At 55.5% G+C, this 16548-nt stretch carries 27 protein-coding genes; all 27 read right to left on the minus strand.

Translation table 11 applies throughout. The annotated features are described in order from the left end of the window. Nucleotides 1-10: 10 nt before the first annotated feature. On the minus strand, nucleotides 11-1354 hold the full coding sequence (locus RBQ93_RS07035; RefSeq protein WP_320371399.1) for a polysulfide reductase: 1344 nt from the start codon (nucleotides 1352-1354) through the stop codon (nucleotides 11-13). Next, nucleotides 1351-2259, minus strand: a complete 909-nt coding sequence (locus RBQ93_RS07040) for a 4Fe-4S dicluster domain-containing protein (RefSeq protein WP_320371400.1) — start codon at nucleotides 2257-2259, stop codon at nucleotides 1351-1353. Before RBQ93_RS07040 ends, RBQ93_RS07035 begins: the two co-directional genes overlap by 4 nt. A gap of 31 nt (nucleotides 2260-2290) precedes the next feature. Next, the gene (locus tag RBQ93_RS07045; RefSeq protein WP_320371401.1) at nucleotides 2291-2821 is read right to left on the minus strand and encodes a cytochrome c3 family protein; all 531 of its coding nucleotides are present in this window, start codon (nucleotides 2819-2821) and stop codon (nucleotides 2291-2293) included. Between the two features lie 75 nt (nucleotides 2822-2896). Continuing rightward, nucleotides 2897-3073 carry a hypothetical protein gene (locus RBQ93_RS07050; protein WP_320371402.1) on the minus strand — a complete coding sequence of 59 codons (177 nt, stop codon included), beginning with the start codon at nucleotides 3071-3073 and terminating at the stop codon, nucleotides 2897-2899. 21 nt (nucleotides 3074-3094) lie between these two features. Next, entirely contained in the window at nucleotides 3095-3475 is a 381-nt protein-coding gene (locus RBQ93_RS07055) for a response regulator (protein WP_320371403.1), read from the minus strand. 377 nt (nucleotides 3476-3852) lie between these two features. Further along, complete coding sequence (locus RBQ93_RS07060) at nucleotides 3853-5325, minus strand: multiheme c-type cytochrome (protein WP_320371404.1); 1473 nt, start codon at nucleotides 5323-5325, stop codon at nucleotides 3853-3855. A gap of 30 nt (nucleotides 5326-5355) precedes the next feature. After that, nucleotides 5356-5823, minus strand: coding sequence for an ATPase P (locus RBQ93_RS07065; protein WP_320371405.1), 468 nt, complete (start codon nucleotides 5821-5823; stop codon nucleotides 5356-5358). A 45-nt stretch (nucleotides 5824-5868) separates the two neighbouring features. Then, entirely contained in the window at nucleotides 5869-6678 is an 810-nt protein-coding gene (locus tag RBQ93_RS07070; protein ID WP_320371406.1) for a rhomboid family intramembrane serine protease, read from the minus strand. A gap of 95 nt (nucleotides 6679-6773) precedes the next feature. Continuing rightward, nucleotides 6774-6947 (minus strand): hypothetical protein, encoded by a 174-nt coding sequence (locus RBQ93_RS07075; protein ID WP_320371407.1) that lies wholly within the window; start codon nucleotides 6945-6947, stop codon nucleotides 6774-6776. 21 nt (nucleotides 6948-6968) lie between these two features. Continuing rightward, nucleotides 6969-7229, minus strand: coding sequence for a hypothetical protein (locus RBQ93_RS07080; RefSeq protein WP_320371408.1), 261 nt, complete (start codon nucleotides 7227-7229; stop codon nucleotides 6969-6971). A 19-nt stretch (nucleotides 7230-7248) separates the two neighbouring features. Continuing rightward, nucleotides 7249-7635, minus strand: a complete 387-nt coding sequence (locus RBQ93_RS07085) for a response regulator (protein WP_320371409.1) — start codon at nucleotides 7633-7635, stop codon at nucleotides 7249-7251. Nucleotides 7636-7646: 11 nt separating this feature from the next. Then, a complete protein-coding gene (locus RBQ93_RS07090; RefSeq protein ID WP_320371410.1) occupies nucleotides 7647-7883 on the minus strand; it encodes a hypothetical protein in 237 nt (78 codons plus the stop codon). A 290-nt stretch (nucleotides 7884-8173) separates the two neighbouring features. Further along, nucleotides 8174-9571, minus strand: a complete 1398-nt coding sequence (locus tag RBQ93_RS07095; protein WP_320371411.1) for a two-component system sensor histidine kinase NtrB — start codon at nucleotides 9569-9571, stop codon at nucleotides 8174-8176. 73 nt (nucleotides 9572-9644) lie between these two features. After that, on the minus strand, nucleotides 9645-9977 hold the full coding sequence (locus RBQ93_RS07100) for a helix-turn-helix domain-containing protein (RefSeq protein WP_320371412.1): 333 nt from the start codon (nucleotides 9975-9977) through the stop codon (nucleotides 9645-9647). Then, nucleotides 9970-10290, minus strand: coding sequence for a type II toxin-antitoxin system RelE/ParE family toxin (locus tag RBQ93_RS07105; RefSeq protein WP_320371413.1), 321 nt, complete (start codon nucleotides 10288-10290; stop codon nucleotides 9970-9972). The genes RBQ93_RS07100 and RBQ93_RS07105 overlap by 8 nt, the downstream gene beginning before the upstream one ends. Nucleotides 10291-10409: 119 nt before the next feature. Beyond that, the gene (gene brnA / locus RBQ93_RS07110) at nucleotides 10410-10634 is read right to left on the minus strand and encodes a type II toxin-antitoxin system BrnA family antitoxin (protein ID WP_320371414.1); all 225 of its coding nucleotides are present in this window, start codon (nucleotides 10632-10634) and stop codon (nucleotides 10410-10412) included. Between the two features lies 1 nt (nucleotide 10635). Then, on the minus strand, nucleotides 10636-10872 hold the full coding sequence (locus RBQ93_RS07115) for a DUF2442 domain-containing protein (protein ID WP_320371415.1): 237 nt from the start codon (nucleotides 10870-10872) through the stop codon (nucleotides 10636-10638). A 29-nt stretch (nucleotides 10873-10901) separates the two neighbouring features. Next, on the minus strand, nucleotides 10902-11276 hold the full coding sequence (locus tag RBQ93_RS07120; protein WP_320371416.1) for a MarR family transcriptional regulator: 375 nt from the start codon (nucleotides 11274-11276) through the stop codon (nucleotides 10902-10904). Then, nucleotides 11273-11518, minus strand: coding sequence for a DUF2442 domain-containing protein (locus RBQ93_RS07125; protein WP_320371417.1), 246 nt, complete (start codon nucleotides 11516-11518; stop codon nucleotides 11273-11275). The genes RBQ93_RS07120 and RBQ93_RS07125 overlap by 4 nt, the downstream gene beginning before the upstream one ends. Beyond that, a complete protein-coding gene (locus RBQ93_RS07130; protein ID WP_320371418.1) occupies nucleotides 11496-11729 on the minus strand; it encodes a DUF4160 domain-containing protein in 234 nt (77 codons plus the stop codon). Before RBQ93_RS07130 ends, RBQ93_RS07125 begins: the two co-directional genes overlap by 23 nt. Before the next feature lie 102 nt (nucleotides 11730-11831). Then, nucleotides 11832-13478 carry a DUF3373 domain-containing protein gene (locus RBQ93_RS07135; RefSeq protein WP_320371419.1) on the minus strand — a complete coding sequence of 549 codons (1647 nt, stop codon included), beginning with the start codon at nucleotides 13476-13478 and terminating at the stop codon, nucleotides 11832-11834. Between the two features lie 216 nt (nucleotides 13479-13694). Continuing rightward, nucleotides 13695-13913 carry a DUF1450 domain-containing protein gene (locus tag RBQ93_RS07140; protein WP_320371420.1) on the minus strand — a complete coding sequence of 73 codons (219 nt, stop codon included), beginning with the start codon at nucleotides 13911-13913 and terminating at the stop codon, nucleotides 13695-13697. Nucleotides 13914-14010: 97 nt separating this feature from the next. After that, the gene (locus RBQ93_RS07145) at nucleotides 14011-14406 is read right to left on the minus strand and encodes an endonuclease domain-containing protein (protein WP_320371421.1); all 396 of its coding nucleotides are present in this window, start codon (nucleotides 14404-14406) and stop codon (nucleotides 14011-14013) included. Between the two features lie 107 nt (nucleotides 14407-14513). Beyond that, on the minus strand, nucleotides 14514-14909 hold the full coding sequence (locus tag RBQ93_RS07150) for an endonuclease domain-containing protein (RefSeq protein WP_320371421.1): 396 nt from the start codon (nucleotides 14907-14909) through the stop codon (nucleotides 14514-14516). Nucleotides 14910-15073: 164 nt separating this feature from the next. Beyond that, entirely contained in the window at nucleotides 15074-15604 is a 531-nt protein-coding gene (locus RBQ93_RS07155; protein ID WP_320371422.1) for a ferritin, read from the minus strand. Nucleotides 15605-15671: 67 nt separating this feature from the next. After that, complete coding sequence (locus RBQ93_RS07160) at nucleotides 15672-16139, minus strand: hypothetical protein (protein ID WP_320371423.1); 468 nt, start codon at nucleotides 16137-16139, stop codon at nucleotides 15672-15674. Next, entirely contained in the window at nucleotides 16136-16405 is a 270-nt protein-coding gene (locus RBQ93_RS07165; RefSeq protein ID WP_320371424.1) for a DNA polymerase III subunit beta, read from the minus strand. Before RBQ93_RS07165 ends, RBQ93_RS07160 begins: the two co-directional genes overlap by 4 nt. Between the last annotated feature and the right edge of the window lie 143 nt (nucleotides 16406-16548).

Below are 16548 nucleotides of genomic sequence, written 5' to 3' on the forward strand. Positions count from 1 at the left end.
TAGCTTCAGACTATTTGCCGCTGGGGCAAGCCTCTGCCTGTGCTGCACTGGCGACGGCAGCCGGTTTTGGTTCAAGCACCGCATATTCACTGTACCTGGTCTTCCATTTGAACAGGATCGGCCAGCGGTACAGAATCGCGCGGTAGGTCACGATATAGATGGAATACATGGTGATGGTGATGATGATCTCGCGCCATGGTGGCACATGCACATGCCCCTGCTGCCAGTTGAAGGTAAACATGTAGACGTTCAGGCGGTGCAGGATAACCCCCAGGATGGTGGTCCAGGCCCCCATCCGCACCAGGGTGGCGCTGTTCTTGCGGACGCCGGCAGTCAACAGTGCCAGCGAAAGGATCACGCCAAAACCGATCTCAAACATCCACCAGGCGCCCCAACCGGTTGCCAGGTAGGCCCACTTGTTGTCATGGGCAATACCGACCAGTCGGATAGTCAGGTAGGTGATCAGGCCCATCGAGGCGCCCTTGGCCAGGGTGATCTGCAGTTTTTCGAGGCTATTTTTGAAGGTTTCATCGCAGCGCCATTGCATAGTCTTGATGGCAATGGTACTGACCACGATCACCATGCACAGACCGCCCGGCAGCGAGGAAACAAAGAAGTACAGCCATTGGAATGATGCCGAGTACCACAACGGATGGACCTTACCCGGTGCATAGGTGGACAGTGCACCCAAGGCGCCTTGATGCAGAGTAGAGAGGATGATACCGGCAACCGTCAGCCCCAGCGTCATCTTTTTGATGAAGGTCTTGCCGGCTGGCCAGCCCATCCATTCAAAGAACGAGGTGGAGACCTCAGCCATCTGCACCGAGAGGTAGGTGGCAACGTGCCAGGCCACCAGGAACAACACCGCTGCAGGACCGAAGGAGACCACCATCGGGTACGGCAGACGCCAGGGCTGGCCCAGGTCAACCATCAGGAACATGACGGCGAAGAAATAGCCCAGCAGACCGTTCAGCAGTCCCAGCCGTTCAATCGGCTCCAGGTCATGCCGTCCGAAGATCTCGACCGCCGTGCCCAGCTGGAAACCGGATGATGACAGCGGCACCATGCCGAACAGACCAAAGGCCAGAAAAAGTCCCCAGGCGTTGTCGTAGGGGTCGCCCACTGCCCAGGAAAGACCGAAGATATAACGCCCGATCAGCACCGGAATACCGATCATGAAGATAACGGCAAAGATCCAGTTCAGGGGGTTGCTCATGGCCTGGGACAGGTACTGCTGCGGGGTGAGGCCCAGGAAGATCTTCTCCATGAGGGTCCAGGGACGGCCCTTATCATCATCCTTGCGCAGGCTGGTTATCAGCTGCGTGTTGGGATTACGCGCCAGAAAAGCTTTCATTGGTGATCTCCCTCCTCATGGTCATGGTGGCCGTCCTTGTTCTTGGTGGCCAGCAGATGGATGCCGCTGAACAGGGCCGGCCAGATGGCGAGCACCATCGGCACGAATCCCAGGAAGTCCTTGACGTTGGAAATGATCGGCTCGTTCTGCATATGAGCGTCAAAGCCCACCTTGTCGAAATCGACACTGCTCAGGTACATCCAGCTGGTACCGCCCACGGCCTTCTCGCCAAACAGTTTATCGACATACTTGCCCGGGTTGGCCTGGATCCGGTCATGTCCCAGCTTGATCAGGTCATCACGGCGTCCAAAGGTCATCACCTGCTGCGGGCAGATATCGACGCAGGCCGGCGGCTTGCCTTCCTTGACGCGGGTGTCGTAACAGAAGACACACTTCTTGACCAACGGGTTCAAGGGACTGGAGTAGCTGTAGGCCGGAATATTGAAGGGGCAGGCGATCATGCAGTTACGGCAGCCGACGCAGACCTTCGAGTTGTAGATAACTGCGCCTTCCTTGGTCTTGGTGTAGGCGTTAACGAAGCAGGAGGTCAGACAGGCCGGCTCGTTGCAGTGATTACACTGCATCTTGCGGAACAGGGTTTCTTTATCGGCCACCTGGTACTCGTTGACCACCGTGTAGGCCTTTTCCGTGGTGCGGCGCTTCTCGTTAAAGACCGACAGATCATCAAAGGCCTGATCCGGCTCGGGCAGGTTCTGCTCCTTGTTGCAGGCAGCCTCGCAGCTACGGCAGCCCACGCATCGAGTCAGGTCCACCAGCACCCCCATCGCATCCGGGTAGCCCTCAAAGGAACCTGCCGCCATGGCGTTGGTACCGGCAACACTCACGGTTGCAGCGGTCACACCGCAGGCCAGACACCCTTTCAAAAAATCTCGACGTTCAATCATGGTACACGTTCTCCTTCCCGTGGATATCGGATCAGTGGTGCGCCGGCTTAGGTTTGGCAGGCGTCTTGGGGGCGTATTTACCTGCCTTGAAGAGCGAATCGCCGCTGTCGTTGCGTGTGTGGCAATCCTGACAGCCGGTGGGGCCGGACATCTTCTGGTGACAGCCCATGCAGCCGATATGATAGGCCGCCTTCAGGCCGGGCTTGTCACGGTGATAGATCGGTGGCTGCTGGTCACGCTGCTGCTTGAGCGCCTCCGGGGTAAATGGTTCGGCCACGTGACAGCCCTTGCAGCTCACCACCGCCTGGGCACCGCTGTTTTTATGGCAGCGGGCACAGTTGGGATCGGCAACCTGGGCGCCGGTGGTGTGGTGGTGGCAGAGGCCACAGTCCTTCAGCATGTTGATATGGGCGGCGTGATTGAAGCTGACCGGACCATAATACTTCTGGATCGAATTGATGGTGATCTGGTCAGGAATGGCGGCGCCAAAACAGACGCTGGCCGTCAGCAGGCCAAGTACTCCGGTAAGTGCCATGATCATCAGTCGCTGTGCTGCATGCATAATCCCTCTCCTTAAGAAATGTCCGGCACCACGCTGCCGGTGCCGTGGTTAGTGTGCAGATCCGTGACGACGACCCTAGTGGCTCGACTGCCGTGCAGCATCGCCGGAGCGGTGCAGGTACCTGAAAAAGAGCGGAAAGCCCACGAAGAACGCAACGCAGATCAGATACTCAACCGTCTTGATGTACTGGTAAAAATCCACCAGCGTGTAGACCGACTTCACCTGCCCGATTGCACCGAATAACTCTGACATCTCTGTATCCTCCTCGATTTTTTAGGAATGCCGCATCGTATCGAAGGCGCAGGCCACGGCCTGGCGCAGTTCTTCCCTGTCTGCCGGATCGATCGGCTTGAGCGAATGATAAAAAATCCCCTCTTTACGCATCTTGCGGATCACCGGCAACGAGGTCTCGTCAGAAACCAGGATGATGGTCAGATCGCGGCTGCACTTCTTAAGCAGCGGAATCAGCTCTGCGGCAGCCAGTTCATCAAACTCACTGCTCAAGAGCACCACCTGGGCTGATTTTTTCAGGATGCCATGCAGTACATTGGCGGCCGAGGTGGTCACCATCACGTTGTAGCCGGCCTCGATGCAGAGATCGGCCAGCACCTTGCGGGATTCAACATTCTCGTCTGCTATCAGGACACCTTGCATAACCTGACCACCTTCTCGTCCCGACTGGTGTTCGCACGGGTCTCACGCTCATAGAGCATGCATCGTGCCAGCATGGACGCCGCTGCCGAATCAGTTTACAACTCGCTGTTATCATGCGTTTTATTCGGATATCTGCATCATTCCATACTCACGGTAGCGGACCGCAGACTGTATACAGCAGCCATACACCACCACCAGCCGGCATCGCGCTCAAAGCCGGCAACAAAGATGTAACCAGCTTGAATTGCTTCACTTGTTTATGCCGTATACAAAATATATACGTGCCTCACAGACGTATGCTGAACCAAAACAGTAAAAAAAATCCCTCCCCGAAACATCGGGGAGGGATCAACCTGCTGCTGCGTAAAAGGGAAAAGCTAGTTGGCTGTACTCGGCAGCACTACCTGTTTGCGGGCCATATCCACCACCGGCAGGGTGGGCACCTTGCTGATGCCGTAATCACGAGCCAGGTCAATATCTTTCGGCACGGCCCCCAAAAGCGCCTCAGCCACCTTCTGGTCAGCCTGACGGTAGCGCAGCACCGCCTCAACCGTCACCTTGCGGCTTGTCTTGGGTACCTGTACACCAAACCAGGCATCTTTGTACCCCTTGGGCGGAATAGTTTCATGGCTTGAGAATGCGGTCACCACCCAGGGGTCAATGGCAAAGTGCATATCGCTACCCATGCCGTCGGAACTGAACTTGCGTACATCTGCCGGCAGCCTGCCGTCCTTACCGATGGCACCGCTGGTCATCACCAGCCTGCCCTTTTCATCCTTAACCCTGAGCTCAAGCCACATCTGCCGCACATTGGTCAGCGAGGTAGGCAGGTTGTGGCCGGCCCGGATATTCTTGACCCGCACCTTCACCTCAGCCAGCCGTCCCTCACGATACTGCGGCGATATCTCAATCTCTGCCGCCTTCTGCAGCCGCTTGACCGCCATATCGTACTGCTTCATCAGCCGGGCGGCCTGTTCCTTGTCGCCGGCCTTCTTGGCCGCCTCCGAGGCCAGGAAATAGAGCAGATAGTTGGCGCCGTTGAAATAGTGGCGATACTCGCTGCGCTGCGGCTTGGTCATGCTGTCCGCGCTCTTTACAAAGGTGTCATGTCCCACCATGTGGCAATCCTGGCAGTGGATATCCTTCTGGGCGTAGGGGCTGTGCTTCCACTCCAGATAGGTGGCCTCCAGCGGGTAATGTTTGTCGTAGTGATACACCTGGTGACAGGAAGCGCACAGGTCGGCCTTGGGATGAAAATCGGTCTGCTTGCAGTCGTGGAAACCGCCGCCGCAGCCCTCAGCCGGGGCATGGGGGCCACGCTTGACCAGCACCGGCCCATCCTTGCCGTCCTCACCGGGACGCAGAGCCAAGGAACCGTTTTGTGGCTCCTTGCTGGGGGTCTTGCAATGGTGCAGGCTGCTGACCGAATGGCAGATATCGCAGGAGACACCTGCCTTGGCCACTGCAGAAAGCCCGCTCACACCGGGACTTTTCACCTCACCGGTCACCGTAGCCGCCGGGGTGTGGCAGCTGGCACAATGACGGGCAATGCCGCTGCCCACCGCCTTAACCGCCTTGTTGTACTCACCCTGGTAAACCGGATCGATAAAGGCCAGGCTGTGCAGTGAGCCGTGCCACTCCTCGTACTGCTGCGGATGGCAACCGGCGCAGGTTTCCGGCTCGGTAAAACTGGCCGAATTTTTTTCATAGACCATCAGCGATGGGTACAACTTGAAAAAATCCCGATCCACATGAAAGACCGACGAACCACCCGACGCGGTGGCACCAGCGACCGCAACGACCATGAGCAAAAGGCAGCCCAACACCAACGGTTTCAGCAAGCTTCGCATCGCACTCTCCTCCTTACGCAGGTTGTTCGGTCAGCTCCGCAGTGTCGCAACCAGCCGTTGGGGAATCAGCAGCATCCCCATGGCATCATAGATACTGCGGGCGACCACGTCGGCATGCTGGATGGCGCTGACCGCACTGCCCTCTCCTTCCAGCACTGCAATCCCCAGGCGAGCCGTCTGCAGCATCAGGCGATCATTAGCACCGTTGCCCACGGCAACCACCCGATCCGCCCCCAGTGACCTGACGTACTGTTGTTTCTGCTCGGCCTCGTTGCCGGCCTCAATCACCTGCACCACACAGGGCAGTCCGGCAAGCTCAGCGGCAACACTGCCGCAGGTATCGGCAGTCAGAACGTGGATGGCATACTGCGCGGCCAACTCCTCAAAGGTGCGGTCAAGGTTGGACAACAGCTTGCCATCGCGGGCGATAGTGCCGTTAAAATCCAGTACGAGATAGGCAAGGTCAAGCTGGCCGCATCCCGGAATCGAAATCTGCATGGTGACACTCCCCCTGCCCTGCAACAGGGCTGTTTGACGTATAGTCTAGATACGGGCCACAAACAATGACCACCCCAAAGCGGCAATGGTCGCCCCTGCACAGGTCAACGCCAGCAGATGGTGCAGGCTGGTTTCACGGCGTCGCTCCTGGTAGCCCAGCAGCATCCCCAAGCCGATGCCGGCCAACAGGCCACCGCCATGGGCCCAGTTGTTGATACCGGGGAACAGCAGGCCAAACAGAAACAGGCCCACCACCCACCCTGACACCTCACGGTAGACCGCCGAGCCGTAGCTGCCGCCCCGACTTTTACCAAAATAGAGCAGCGCACCGATCAGACTGCACAGAGCAGCCGAGGCGCCCACCGTAAACGGCACTCCGGCCCAGTACGAAATCCCGTAGCCGCAAACGCCGCCCAGGGTATAGATACTGAACATCCGGCTGGCGCCGTACTCCGTAACCACCCACGGCCCCACCTGACGCAGGGCCATCATGTTGAACAACAGGTGCAGGATGCCGCCATGCAGGTAATTGGCGCTGAGCAGCGTCCAGAAACGGCCATAATAATCGATGGGGATCACACCGGAGGCGCCCAGCATCAGCAGGCTGTTGTTGCCCGGCGACAGCAGGCTGCCGCCCGGATCAAGCTTGCGGCTGAGCATAAGCGACAGGGCATAAAAAAGCAGGTTAAGCGTCAACAGCGCCGCCAGGGTCCAGCTTGCGGCGGAGGAACCGCCCATCGCCCCCACCAGCCGCCACCAGGCCGACGAACGGGCGGTGCCGCACCATGAGCATACCGCTTCTTCACTGCCGATCAACCGCCTGCATTTGGGACAAAGTAGTGCGCGAGCCGACATCAACCACCGCCTGACCATCTCTAAAGTGTCCCTCGTGCAAACAGGGAGCCTGCCAATCATGCAGACTCCCTGAGCGCAATGCAACCGGAAAAACCTTAGTGCGACGCGTCCTGCAGCGTGTCTTTCTTCATCAGGTAGCGGTAAAACATCGGAAAACCGACAAAGAAGGCAACACAGATCAGGTACTCAACCGTTTTGATGTACTGGTAAAAATCCACCATCGTGTACACCGACTTGATCTGTCCAATGGATGCAAACAGTTCTGTCATGACCATCTCTCCTTTCTATGCCTACTTGCCCTGCACGGTTGCGCGTGCCGTTTTCTCTTTAGCTGCCTCGGCTGCCCCCTTGATCATGCCGTACAGGCTGATAATGGCAGGCACCGTCTGCACCACCACCACCAGGGCCAGGAAGCCGGCAAAGGCCAGCACCAGGATGCCGCTGTTATAGGTCAGGCTGGTATCCACCTCACTGGCGGCGGCAGAGGCGAAGGCCGTGCTCAAGCTGGCCAACAGGACGAACAGGGTGTTAAGTGCGGTGATCCGTTTCATGGTCGTACTCCTTTCATGGTTAGCAATAACAGTGCTTGGGACGTTTCAGGGCGCAGGCAACCACCTGTTTCAGTTCCTCGCGATCTTCGGGCAGCACCGGTTTCAGTAAGTGATAGAAAATCCCCTCTTTGCGCAGCTTTCGGGTAAGTGGCGGTGAGATATCGCTGGCCACCACCACAATCGCCAGGTTCCGACAGCAGCGTTTCAGCAGTGGTATCAATTCCGAAGCAGGCAGTTCATCAAAGCAGCTTCCCAGCAGAATAACCCGTGCAGTCTTCTTGAGAGCGCCCTGTAGCAGGCAGGTGATGCTGGTGCCCACGGTTACCCGATAGCCGGCCTCGGTGCACAGATCAGCCATAATGGCGCGGTTTTCCAGATTCTCGTCCGCAATCATGATCTCATGCATGGCATCCCCCCTCATACCTTGGGCAGATGGTGGGTTTCTTGGTGACCGCTGAACAGACCTTTGAGCAACGAGGCAAACAAGATCATGGCCGGCACCGCCTGCAGCATGATGATCATCACCCCGAAACCGATCAGCGACCAGGTCAGCAGACCGCTGCCCTCGCTGGCAAGTCCACTGGTGGCTGCAAAGGCTGCCGATGCGCCGGCCCCAAACAATGCAATAGCTGTTTTTACGATCGTGGTTTTCATGACTTCCTCCTTGACTGCATCCTGTGTTTCAGATGGATGATCAGGATAGAGCATAGAGGGTGCCAAAACGCTCAGCACGACCAAATAAAATCATAACTATCTGTTTTTACTGCAACTCATTTGAGAGTTTCAAGGAAGGACAGAGCTAAAGAGCAGGCGGGGTTTGTATGAAATTACTATGCAGTCACCAGGTGCAGCAGGGATCAAAACAACCATAACACTATGAAATTAGATTGTTTTGCTATTTTATACAGCTGCCACTGCTGTATGGGGGTTATATGCAGGCGGTGTTAGCGCAACGGCAGGTACACCGAGATGGTGGTACCTACCTCCAGCGTCGAATCAAGCGTAATGAAGCCGCCATGCTGCTGCACGGTGCCGAACACCATCGACAGCCCCAGGCCGGTGCCCTGGCCGATCTCCTTGGTGGTGAAAAACGGGTCAAAGATATTCTGGCGAATCTCATCAGGGATACCGCAGCCCTGGTCACTGACGCTAAAACAGGCAAAACGCCCTGTCGCATTGCAACCGTGGGCCAGCAATTGCTCGGCATCGGGCTCAGCAAGCGCGGTGCTCAGTGTGATCAGACCTCCCTGCGGCATGGCATCCCGGGCATTGGTCAGCAGGTTAAACAATACCTGCTGTAGCAGCGTGCTATCGGCGGCCACCGGCAACGGCTGCGGCCAGGGTGCAAACGACAGCTGGTGAGTCTTGGCCAACAGCTTCTGCCCCAGCAGCAGGGCATCGCTCAAGAGCTGGTTCAACTCCAGCGGCTTGATCCGCATAAACTGCTTGCGACTGAAGGCCAGCATGCTGCGGGTCAGGTTCGAGCCCCGCTCCACCGCCTGCAGCACCTCTTCCAGGCTGCTGAACAGCTCATCGTTTTTCTCAAAACGGTCCATCACCAGCCGGGTATTGTTGGAGACGATCTGCAGGATGTTGTTAAAATCGTGGGCTATGCCGCCCGAAAGCTGCCCCACCGCCTCCATCTTCTGGGCCTGGCGCAGCTGCTCCTCAATCTGCAGTTTCTCGGTGATATCCACAAAACTGCAGACCATACCGATGGCCCGTTCCCCATCGCGCATCGGCAATACGCTGTAAGAAACCGGAAACGAGCTGCCATCACGGCGCCAGAACAACTCGTTTTCCACCACCCCCACCACCCCGGTCTCGCTCATCCGGTGGGCCGAACACTCCTCTGCCGGATAGTGACTGCCATCGGGCCGGGTATGATGCATCAGGTTGTGCATCTGCTGCCCCAGCAGCTGATCCGGCGTATCAAAACCCAGCATGAGGGCACAGGCCTTATTGGCCAGCGTACAGCAGCCATCCTGATCGGTACCGTAAATCCCCTCCTGGGTCGAATCCAGCAGCAACTGGATCTTGTATAACTGCTGTTGCTGGTTGTAATCGCTTTGCAGCTGCCGCCGCCGGGTCACCGCAAACAGCAGGCAGACCACCGTCATTAGCACAAACAGCAACAGCCCCACCGGCAGCAGCGATCCCAGCAGGTGCTCGTGCAGCTGGCTCAGCAGAAGGTCGTCGGCGCTTACACCGATCTGGGTCAGAAAGGTCTTATGGGCGCGGTCATCGATCTGGAACAGGAACAGCATGCCGGCCACATAGACCACGGCAGCGGGGATAAAACGGTGCAGGAACAGGCTGATCAGCGAAGGCAGGGCTTTCATGCAGACCTCGCAGCGGTTGCAGGTGGTGATTTCTACCGGTTTTTGCCGGCCATGGCCGGACAGAGGGACCTGGTCAGACAGCCAGTTGTTTCAAGCGTTGTAAGGTATCAGGGAATTTACGCACCAGGAGAATCAAGGCAGCTGCCTGATCATTAGGTTTGGCACGGCCCTGCTCCCACTTTTCAAGCGTACGTGGCGAAACGTGCAGTTCATTGGCAAAGACTGGCCGAGAGAGGTTCAGCTTCTCCCTGGTGTCCCTGATGACCTCCGGTGTTACCTCGGGCACGGCCCTGGTTTCAACCGTATAGGTCTTCAGGGTAATTTTACCTTGTTTCCATTGGTTAAGCTCATCAAATGCCTGCGACAACTCGTCGAACAGGCGCTGTTTTTTCTGTGTATCAGCCATTATTCCAATCCTCCACAATCCTCTTCAGCATCTTTACTTCAGCCGGGCTCAAATCCTCAAGCTCGTTCTTGGCATACAGCGTCAGCATCAAAAAACGAGAAGCCGTTACCTCAAGGTAATAAATGATTCTTACGCCACCACTCTTGCCACGCCCCTCAGCCTTCCAGCGTATCTTGCGGACCCCTCCGCTTCCTTTAATAATATCGCCGCACGTCGGCCGAGCCAGCAGGTACTTCTGAAGCTTCAGATATTCCTCATCTGCTAGGTATGCAGGCAACTTCTTGGTAAAAAGCGCAGTCTCAACGAATTCCATGCTTAACCATACCCATTTGGCGTACACTTATCAAGCAGCTTTTTGTACACGGTATTTCTTTTGGAACTTTAAGCGCAAAACAAAAAGGGCGGGTCATTACGACCCGCCCTGGCAAGGTATCAGTCAGCTTTTTTCAGATGTTCGGCCACCCATAGCTTGATCAACGATTGACGAGGCACACCAAGACGTTTGGCCTCCTTGTCCAGTTGATTGAGCATCCAAAGTGGAAAATCCACATTTACCCGCTTCTGTTCCTGAGACGGGCGCCGGGCCTTTACAAGATCAAGCTGGGCCGTCATATCCTCACCAGCATCAAATCGGTTATCGAATTCTTTAGTCTTCATGCTAAACCGGCACTGAATCATCGTATAAGGTCTCAGGGGCAATGTCGATGTCTCCCGGCCAGACCACCGTGCCGTATGCAACCCGTGCATGCATAAAAACCTGCGGTTGGGCAATACGATCCCACGGCTTGATAGCGAGCAACGGTTTCATATCAAATCGACGCTGCTCACCATTTTCATAGACCAGCTCAAGCAAAAAATCCGATTGTGGAGTAACCTGCACAATATCCCGTACCATACGTAACCTCCTCAGACAGCCCCCCAAAACTAGCCCACCACCGCCTGCAGCTGGATACTGTCGGCCGTTACCCTGACCAGTTTTTGCCGGCCATGTCCGGGCAGAGGAACCTGTTCGACATCCAGCAGGCCAAAAGAGGCCAGCAGGTCGACATCTTTCTTGACACTGCTGCGGTCACGCTGCAGTTGTTGCGCAAGTGCGCTGATGGACGCCGAGCCTGCCTTGGCGGCCCGAAACAGGGCCAAACGGGCCGGGCTCATCACCGCAAACATATCGGCCGGGTCTTCGAAGGTAAGGGTAAACTCAGGCACAAGGGTTTCAGCCTGGTCAACCTGCCGGGCTAGCGCCTGTCCACGCTTAAAGTACGCTTCAACAGAACCGGTGTTAACGATGACCGTCTTCATGCGGCCTGCAACTGCTCCCTGCCGGCGAACATGGCTTCAACACTTAAGTGATAATCAATGTCGGGCCATTCGATACCGGTATTCCGGCAGATAAAGGTGTAATGCTTCAGTTGGGCAAGTGTTGCTTGCTGTAACTCAGGGTACCATTCCATAGGCGTGGAAAGAATTCGGCGATCAGCAAGCTCAACATGCAAATACTGTTCATCGAAGTGAACGGCTTTAGCGCTTATTGAAGTATTCATGCCAGCACCTCACAAAATCAGTCCGGTGTAGTTTCACAATATTCATCACTTTCTTCAATTCCGGCTTCTTAAAACAACTTTCAACAACATCCAAAGCAACTAAATCTATTTTGGCATAGCCATCACCACGAGCAACATGAATATGCATGGGCAGGTGTTCGTTTGCGTAAAAGAAAAACTTGAAACCATCTTCAATAAGCAGGGTTGGCATGGTGTTACCATAGCTTATTCCTACGTGACCGTCAATCAGGCAACAAAAAAGGGCGGGTCCGAAGACCCGCCCTACCACACAGAAGGAACTGCCTGCTACGTCTTAGAAATGCACTTCGAAGGTGCCGTAGATGTCATGGGCCTTGTCGACCGGAGCCTGCAGCAGCATTTCGTTGCCAGTCAGCTTGGAGATCTCCAGCGGTGCGCCGACCCAGTTGTTGCTGCCGGTGTACTCAAAGTCATAGTACTGGTAGCCCAGCTTGAAGAAGGCCTTGGCAAAGTAGGAGGAGATCGGCTTCAGGTCCAGCTCCTGGATGATGTACGGCTCGAAGACATGACCGCGGGTACCGACCTTGCTGGTCCACATATCATCGGCTGCCGGGGAGAAGGTGATCCAGTTTTTGGAACCGTAGTTGTACTCAAAACCGAGCTTGGTGCGGCTGGGCAGGTCATACCGCAGGCCGGCAAACACGGCGTAGCCGGTCTTACTTTCAGGGGTCATGTCAGGATTAAACGGTGAACCCGTGAGCAGACCTTGGAACATGGCCTGACCGGAAATATTGCTGTTGGGATGAGTCTTGCTGATACCACCGTCCACGAAGAAGTTCAGGTCGCCGGGGCCGACCTTCTTGAGGGTCGACATGGCGCCGATGCCGTACCAGTCGATGGAGCCCAGATTCACAGTGGGGGCGGTGTTACCGAAGGCGGTGTCGTTCATGACCGGGAAGTCAAAGATGTTGAAACCACGGTTCCACTGCATCCAGACCCGCAGCGGATCGGTATCCACCGGGATCACCGCCACGCCCAGCATGTCGGTGTCTTTCAGGCTGTTGGTGACCGTGCCGCGGAAGCCGGAATCAAAACCACGACCGTAGCAGACCTTGGTGTAGAAGCCGGGCAGCATCTCGATATCCGGGGCATAGCCCAGGGTCATGCCGTCAAAGGCGTAGTTGACCAGCAGGGCCGGGGTGCCGCCGTTGCCGGGACGCTCATTGTTGCTCTTCAGGTTGGTGGGGGCGCCATCGGTGGAGGGGCGACGACCTACTGACAACCAGATCGGCTGCTCCATGATGTTGCTCCAGGTGGCATAGGCCCGATCCACGTTCAGCTTGCTGTCGGAGGCCACGTGGCCCAGGGTACCGTCAAACACGCCGGTGCGGTCGGCAAAGTAGGCGTTGCCGGTAACCGCATTATCATCCTGGGAGCCGAACACCTTATACATACCCAGCTTGACGTTGACGGTCACATCCTGGGTGGCCTTGGCCTTCAGATCCAGGGCGAACTTATTGGTGTAGAGAGTTTCATTCTTCGGCTTATAGGAGCCAACCATATCCATGGCAGCTGGTGTCATGTAACCAAGGATAGGAGCATAAGCACCCATCCAGGTAGGTATCTGCGACACTTTAGATACTTTAGCCAAATCAGGCTGAATGGTTTGTAAAAGGACCATACTAGGAGCAGCGTCATACATCATGTAAGCGCCAACTGTGTTTTCAAAGGTCCCCATTGCATCAACATACGCAGCGGTCTTGCCATGCAGGCTGTCCATGCGGAACTGGTAGCTGCCGCCAATGGTCAACCACTTACCCAGGGACTTATCTTCGATCTTCTGAACCTGGCCCTTCAGGTCCTCCATCTGCTGGGACAGCTTGTCGATCTTGACCTGCAGGTCGGCCTCGGCGGCCAAGGCGCCGGTGGGCAGGGCTACAGCCAGTACGGCGGCCAGCATCAACTTGTTTGCCTTGCGCATACATCTCTCCTTTTTCATAGAAAATGTGCTGCTTGGGATATGGTGTGGTGCGAAACACACCGTCAACTCATTGGTTCGTTTGCTGCCGTTGCAGGCTGTGTTGCGCTGCAACAAATCTACTACGACAGCTAGTACAAACACGCTTCTTATACACCTGATTATTTGAAAAATGCAACAACTATGCTTAAACATTCAATAATTCGAATATAAACAGAATCAAATAGTTAGCCGTTTTCGCAAGGTTAGAAACAACTCATCCCAACTATTCCCGCTCACCAGCTGCTGATCAACCAGGCAGAAGGGGGTGCTGCGGCAGGTTTTACACTGCTTGCAACAACCCTTAACCTTGACATCCAGCCCCGGAAACTCGGCGGCCAGTTGTTTCACCAGCCGGCTCTTGCCCTTGGGGCTATGCTCGCAGAAACGGATCTTCATGGCGGCCCTCCCCCTGCCCCCTCCCATAAAGGGAGGGGGGTGATAACCATCATCTGCATCACAGGAGTACCCCCTGCCCCTTTAAAGGTAGGGGGAGCTACTTGGTATCCCCTCTCCCCTCTGCGGGAGAGGGTGGCCGCAGGCCGGGTGAGGGGATTTCGCAACACTGCCTGCGCAGCTCCTCCAAAACCCCATCTATATTCTTCAGAACATCATTGTTCCAGAATCTCAACACGGTAAAACCTTGGGAGGCCAGCCAGGCAGTACGTTCGAGGTCCTTTTCCTTTTCAACTGCATGCTGTCCTCCGTCGGCCTCAATTATCAGGCGTTTTTCATAGCAGACGAAATCAGCAATAAAGCGACCGATTTGTTCTTGTCTTCTAAATTTCATTCCACAAAACTGCCGCCCCTTCAGATGCTTCCAAAGGGCTTGCTCAGCATCAGTTGAGCGCTTTCTCAATTCCCTTGCCGTCTGAGTCAGATTAATCGGCATGATCTGTCTACTCAGCCCTCCCCCTGCCCCCTCCCATAAAGGGAGGGGGGTGATAACCATCGTCTGCATCACAGGAGTACCCCCTGCCCCTTTAAAGGTAGGGGGAGCTACTTGGTATCCCCTCTCCCCTCTGCGGGAGAGGGTGGCCGCAGGCCGGGTGAGGGGATTTCGCAACACTGCCTGCGCAGCTCCTCCAAAACCCCATCTATATTCTTCAGAACATCATTGTTCCAGAATCTCAACACGGTAAAACCTTGGGAGGCCAGCCAGGCAGTACGTTCGAGGTCCTTTTCCTTTTCAACTGCATGCTGTCCTCCGTCGGCCTCAATTATCAGGCGTTTTTCATAGCAGACGAAATCAGCAATAAAGCGACCGATTTGTTCTTGTCTTCTAAATTTCATTCCACAAAACTGCCGCCCCTTCAGATGCTTCCAAAGGGCTTGCTCAGCATCAGTTGAGCGCTTTCTCAATTCCCTTGCCGTCTGAGTCAGATTAATCGGCATGATCTGTCTACTCAGCCCTCCCCCTGCCCCCTCCCATAAAGGGAGGGGGGTGATAACCATCGTCTGCATCACAGGAGTACCCCCTGCCCCTTTAAAGGTAGGGGGAGCTACTTGGTATCCCCTCTCCCCTCTGCGGGAGAGGGTGGCCGCAGGCCGGGTGAGGGCTACATCACCTGGATCGGCACGGTGGCGCCCGGCACAGCCACGAATACCCGCTGGCCCAGTTCATTATCCACCATCAGCACGCCGTGGCCGTTGCTGCCCACCAGCTTCAGTTTAGCGATGATATCGCGGTCGTTGTTCTCTTCCTCAATCTGTTCGGTAACAAACCACTGCAGGAATATCTGACTGGCGTGATCTTTTTCCTTCACGGCCTGTTCGGTCAGCTCGTTGATGCAGGAGGTAATCAGTTGCTCGTGTACCAGGGTCTTTTCAAACATCTCCAACAGGGTCTTGTACCTGTTGGGCACGGCCTTGCTGGCGGTGATGGTGACGTTGATCCCCTGATCCACCAGGTAGCGGTAGAATTTCATGAAATGGATCATCTCTTCCTGGTACTGCACCAGAAACCAGGTGGCGGCGCCTTTCAGGCCCAGTTCGTTGGCGCAGGAAGACATGGAGAGATAGAGGTGGGCGGAGAACAGTTCCAGGTTCATGTGCTTGTTGAGGCTATCGGCCATCTTGGGGCTGATCATAGGGGTGATTCCTCCTTAGTGGTTGAACTACAATGAAACACAGAGACAGAGAGGGCACAGAGCCCTTTTAGGCTGCAAGCCTGGTGACATACTCCGTTACAGAAGCGCCAAAACGTGAATAAACACTTTCTACGGCCCTCAGTCCTTCCTTCATCCGGCTCCAGTCAAACTGGAAGCCATAGCCATGATAGACAACATGGCGGAATTTTCGGAAGGGGGCCAGGTCTGCTGCCAATTCATGGTCGAACAAAACGGGGAACGGGGCGTGGGAGGGATTGCAAAACCTTTTAAAAACGTCAATATGCCACGCATCACCGACAGGCAGAGGGATACCGTGGTAACGATGAATCCGCTTGAGGATATTTTCAATGCCGCCGTAAAACTGGGCTAGGAAAGCTGCAGCAGCTGTTTTCTCCCGAACAGTTGGCTCTGCATCATCGGCAATATCGTTCAATAATGAAACCGCCTCGCTCACAACCATGCCCATCATTTCAAGTTCAATGCTAATTTCTTCACGCAGTTCGGCAAGATTCATAGCAGCCGCCTTCCTCTACGTTCGATCATTTGCGTGAACCGGGTCGATGGGGAAAGCGGCACAAGATCAAGCGGCATATCAATCTCTTCCTCAAGCTTTGCAGCAAGCTCATAGAGTTTCCAGCCAGAAACGCCATCGCAGGCTAGATCGATATCTCGGGCCTCTTCTGGTGTGTCATGGGCGCTACCGAAGAGGATCAACTTAGTTGCGCCGTAATCTTTAGCCAACAAGGTTATTTTATCGAACTTAGTCTGATCAAAAGCCATAGCTGACTCCCTTTATTCCGTTCAACAGGTGCTGTAACATACTTTTCTCTGTGCTGTGCATCTGTGTTTCGATCTTATGCTTGCCGGCCCAGTATAGCCGAAGTGGTACGTTTTTCAATCAGCTGCTTCCACTTTACGCCCAG

It is taken from the genome of Trichlorobacter sp. (genome assembly GCF_034008105.1).
Classification (GTDB): Bacteria; Desulfobacterota; Desulfuromonadia; order Geobacterales; family Pseudopelobacteraceae; genus Trichlorobacter.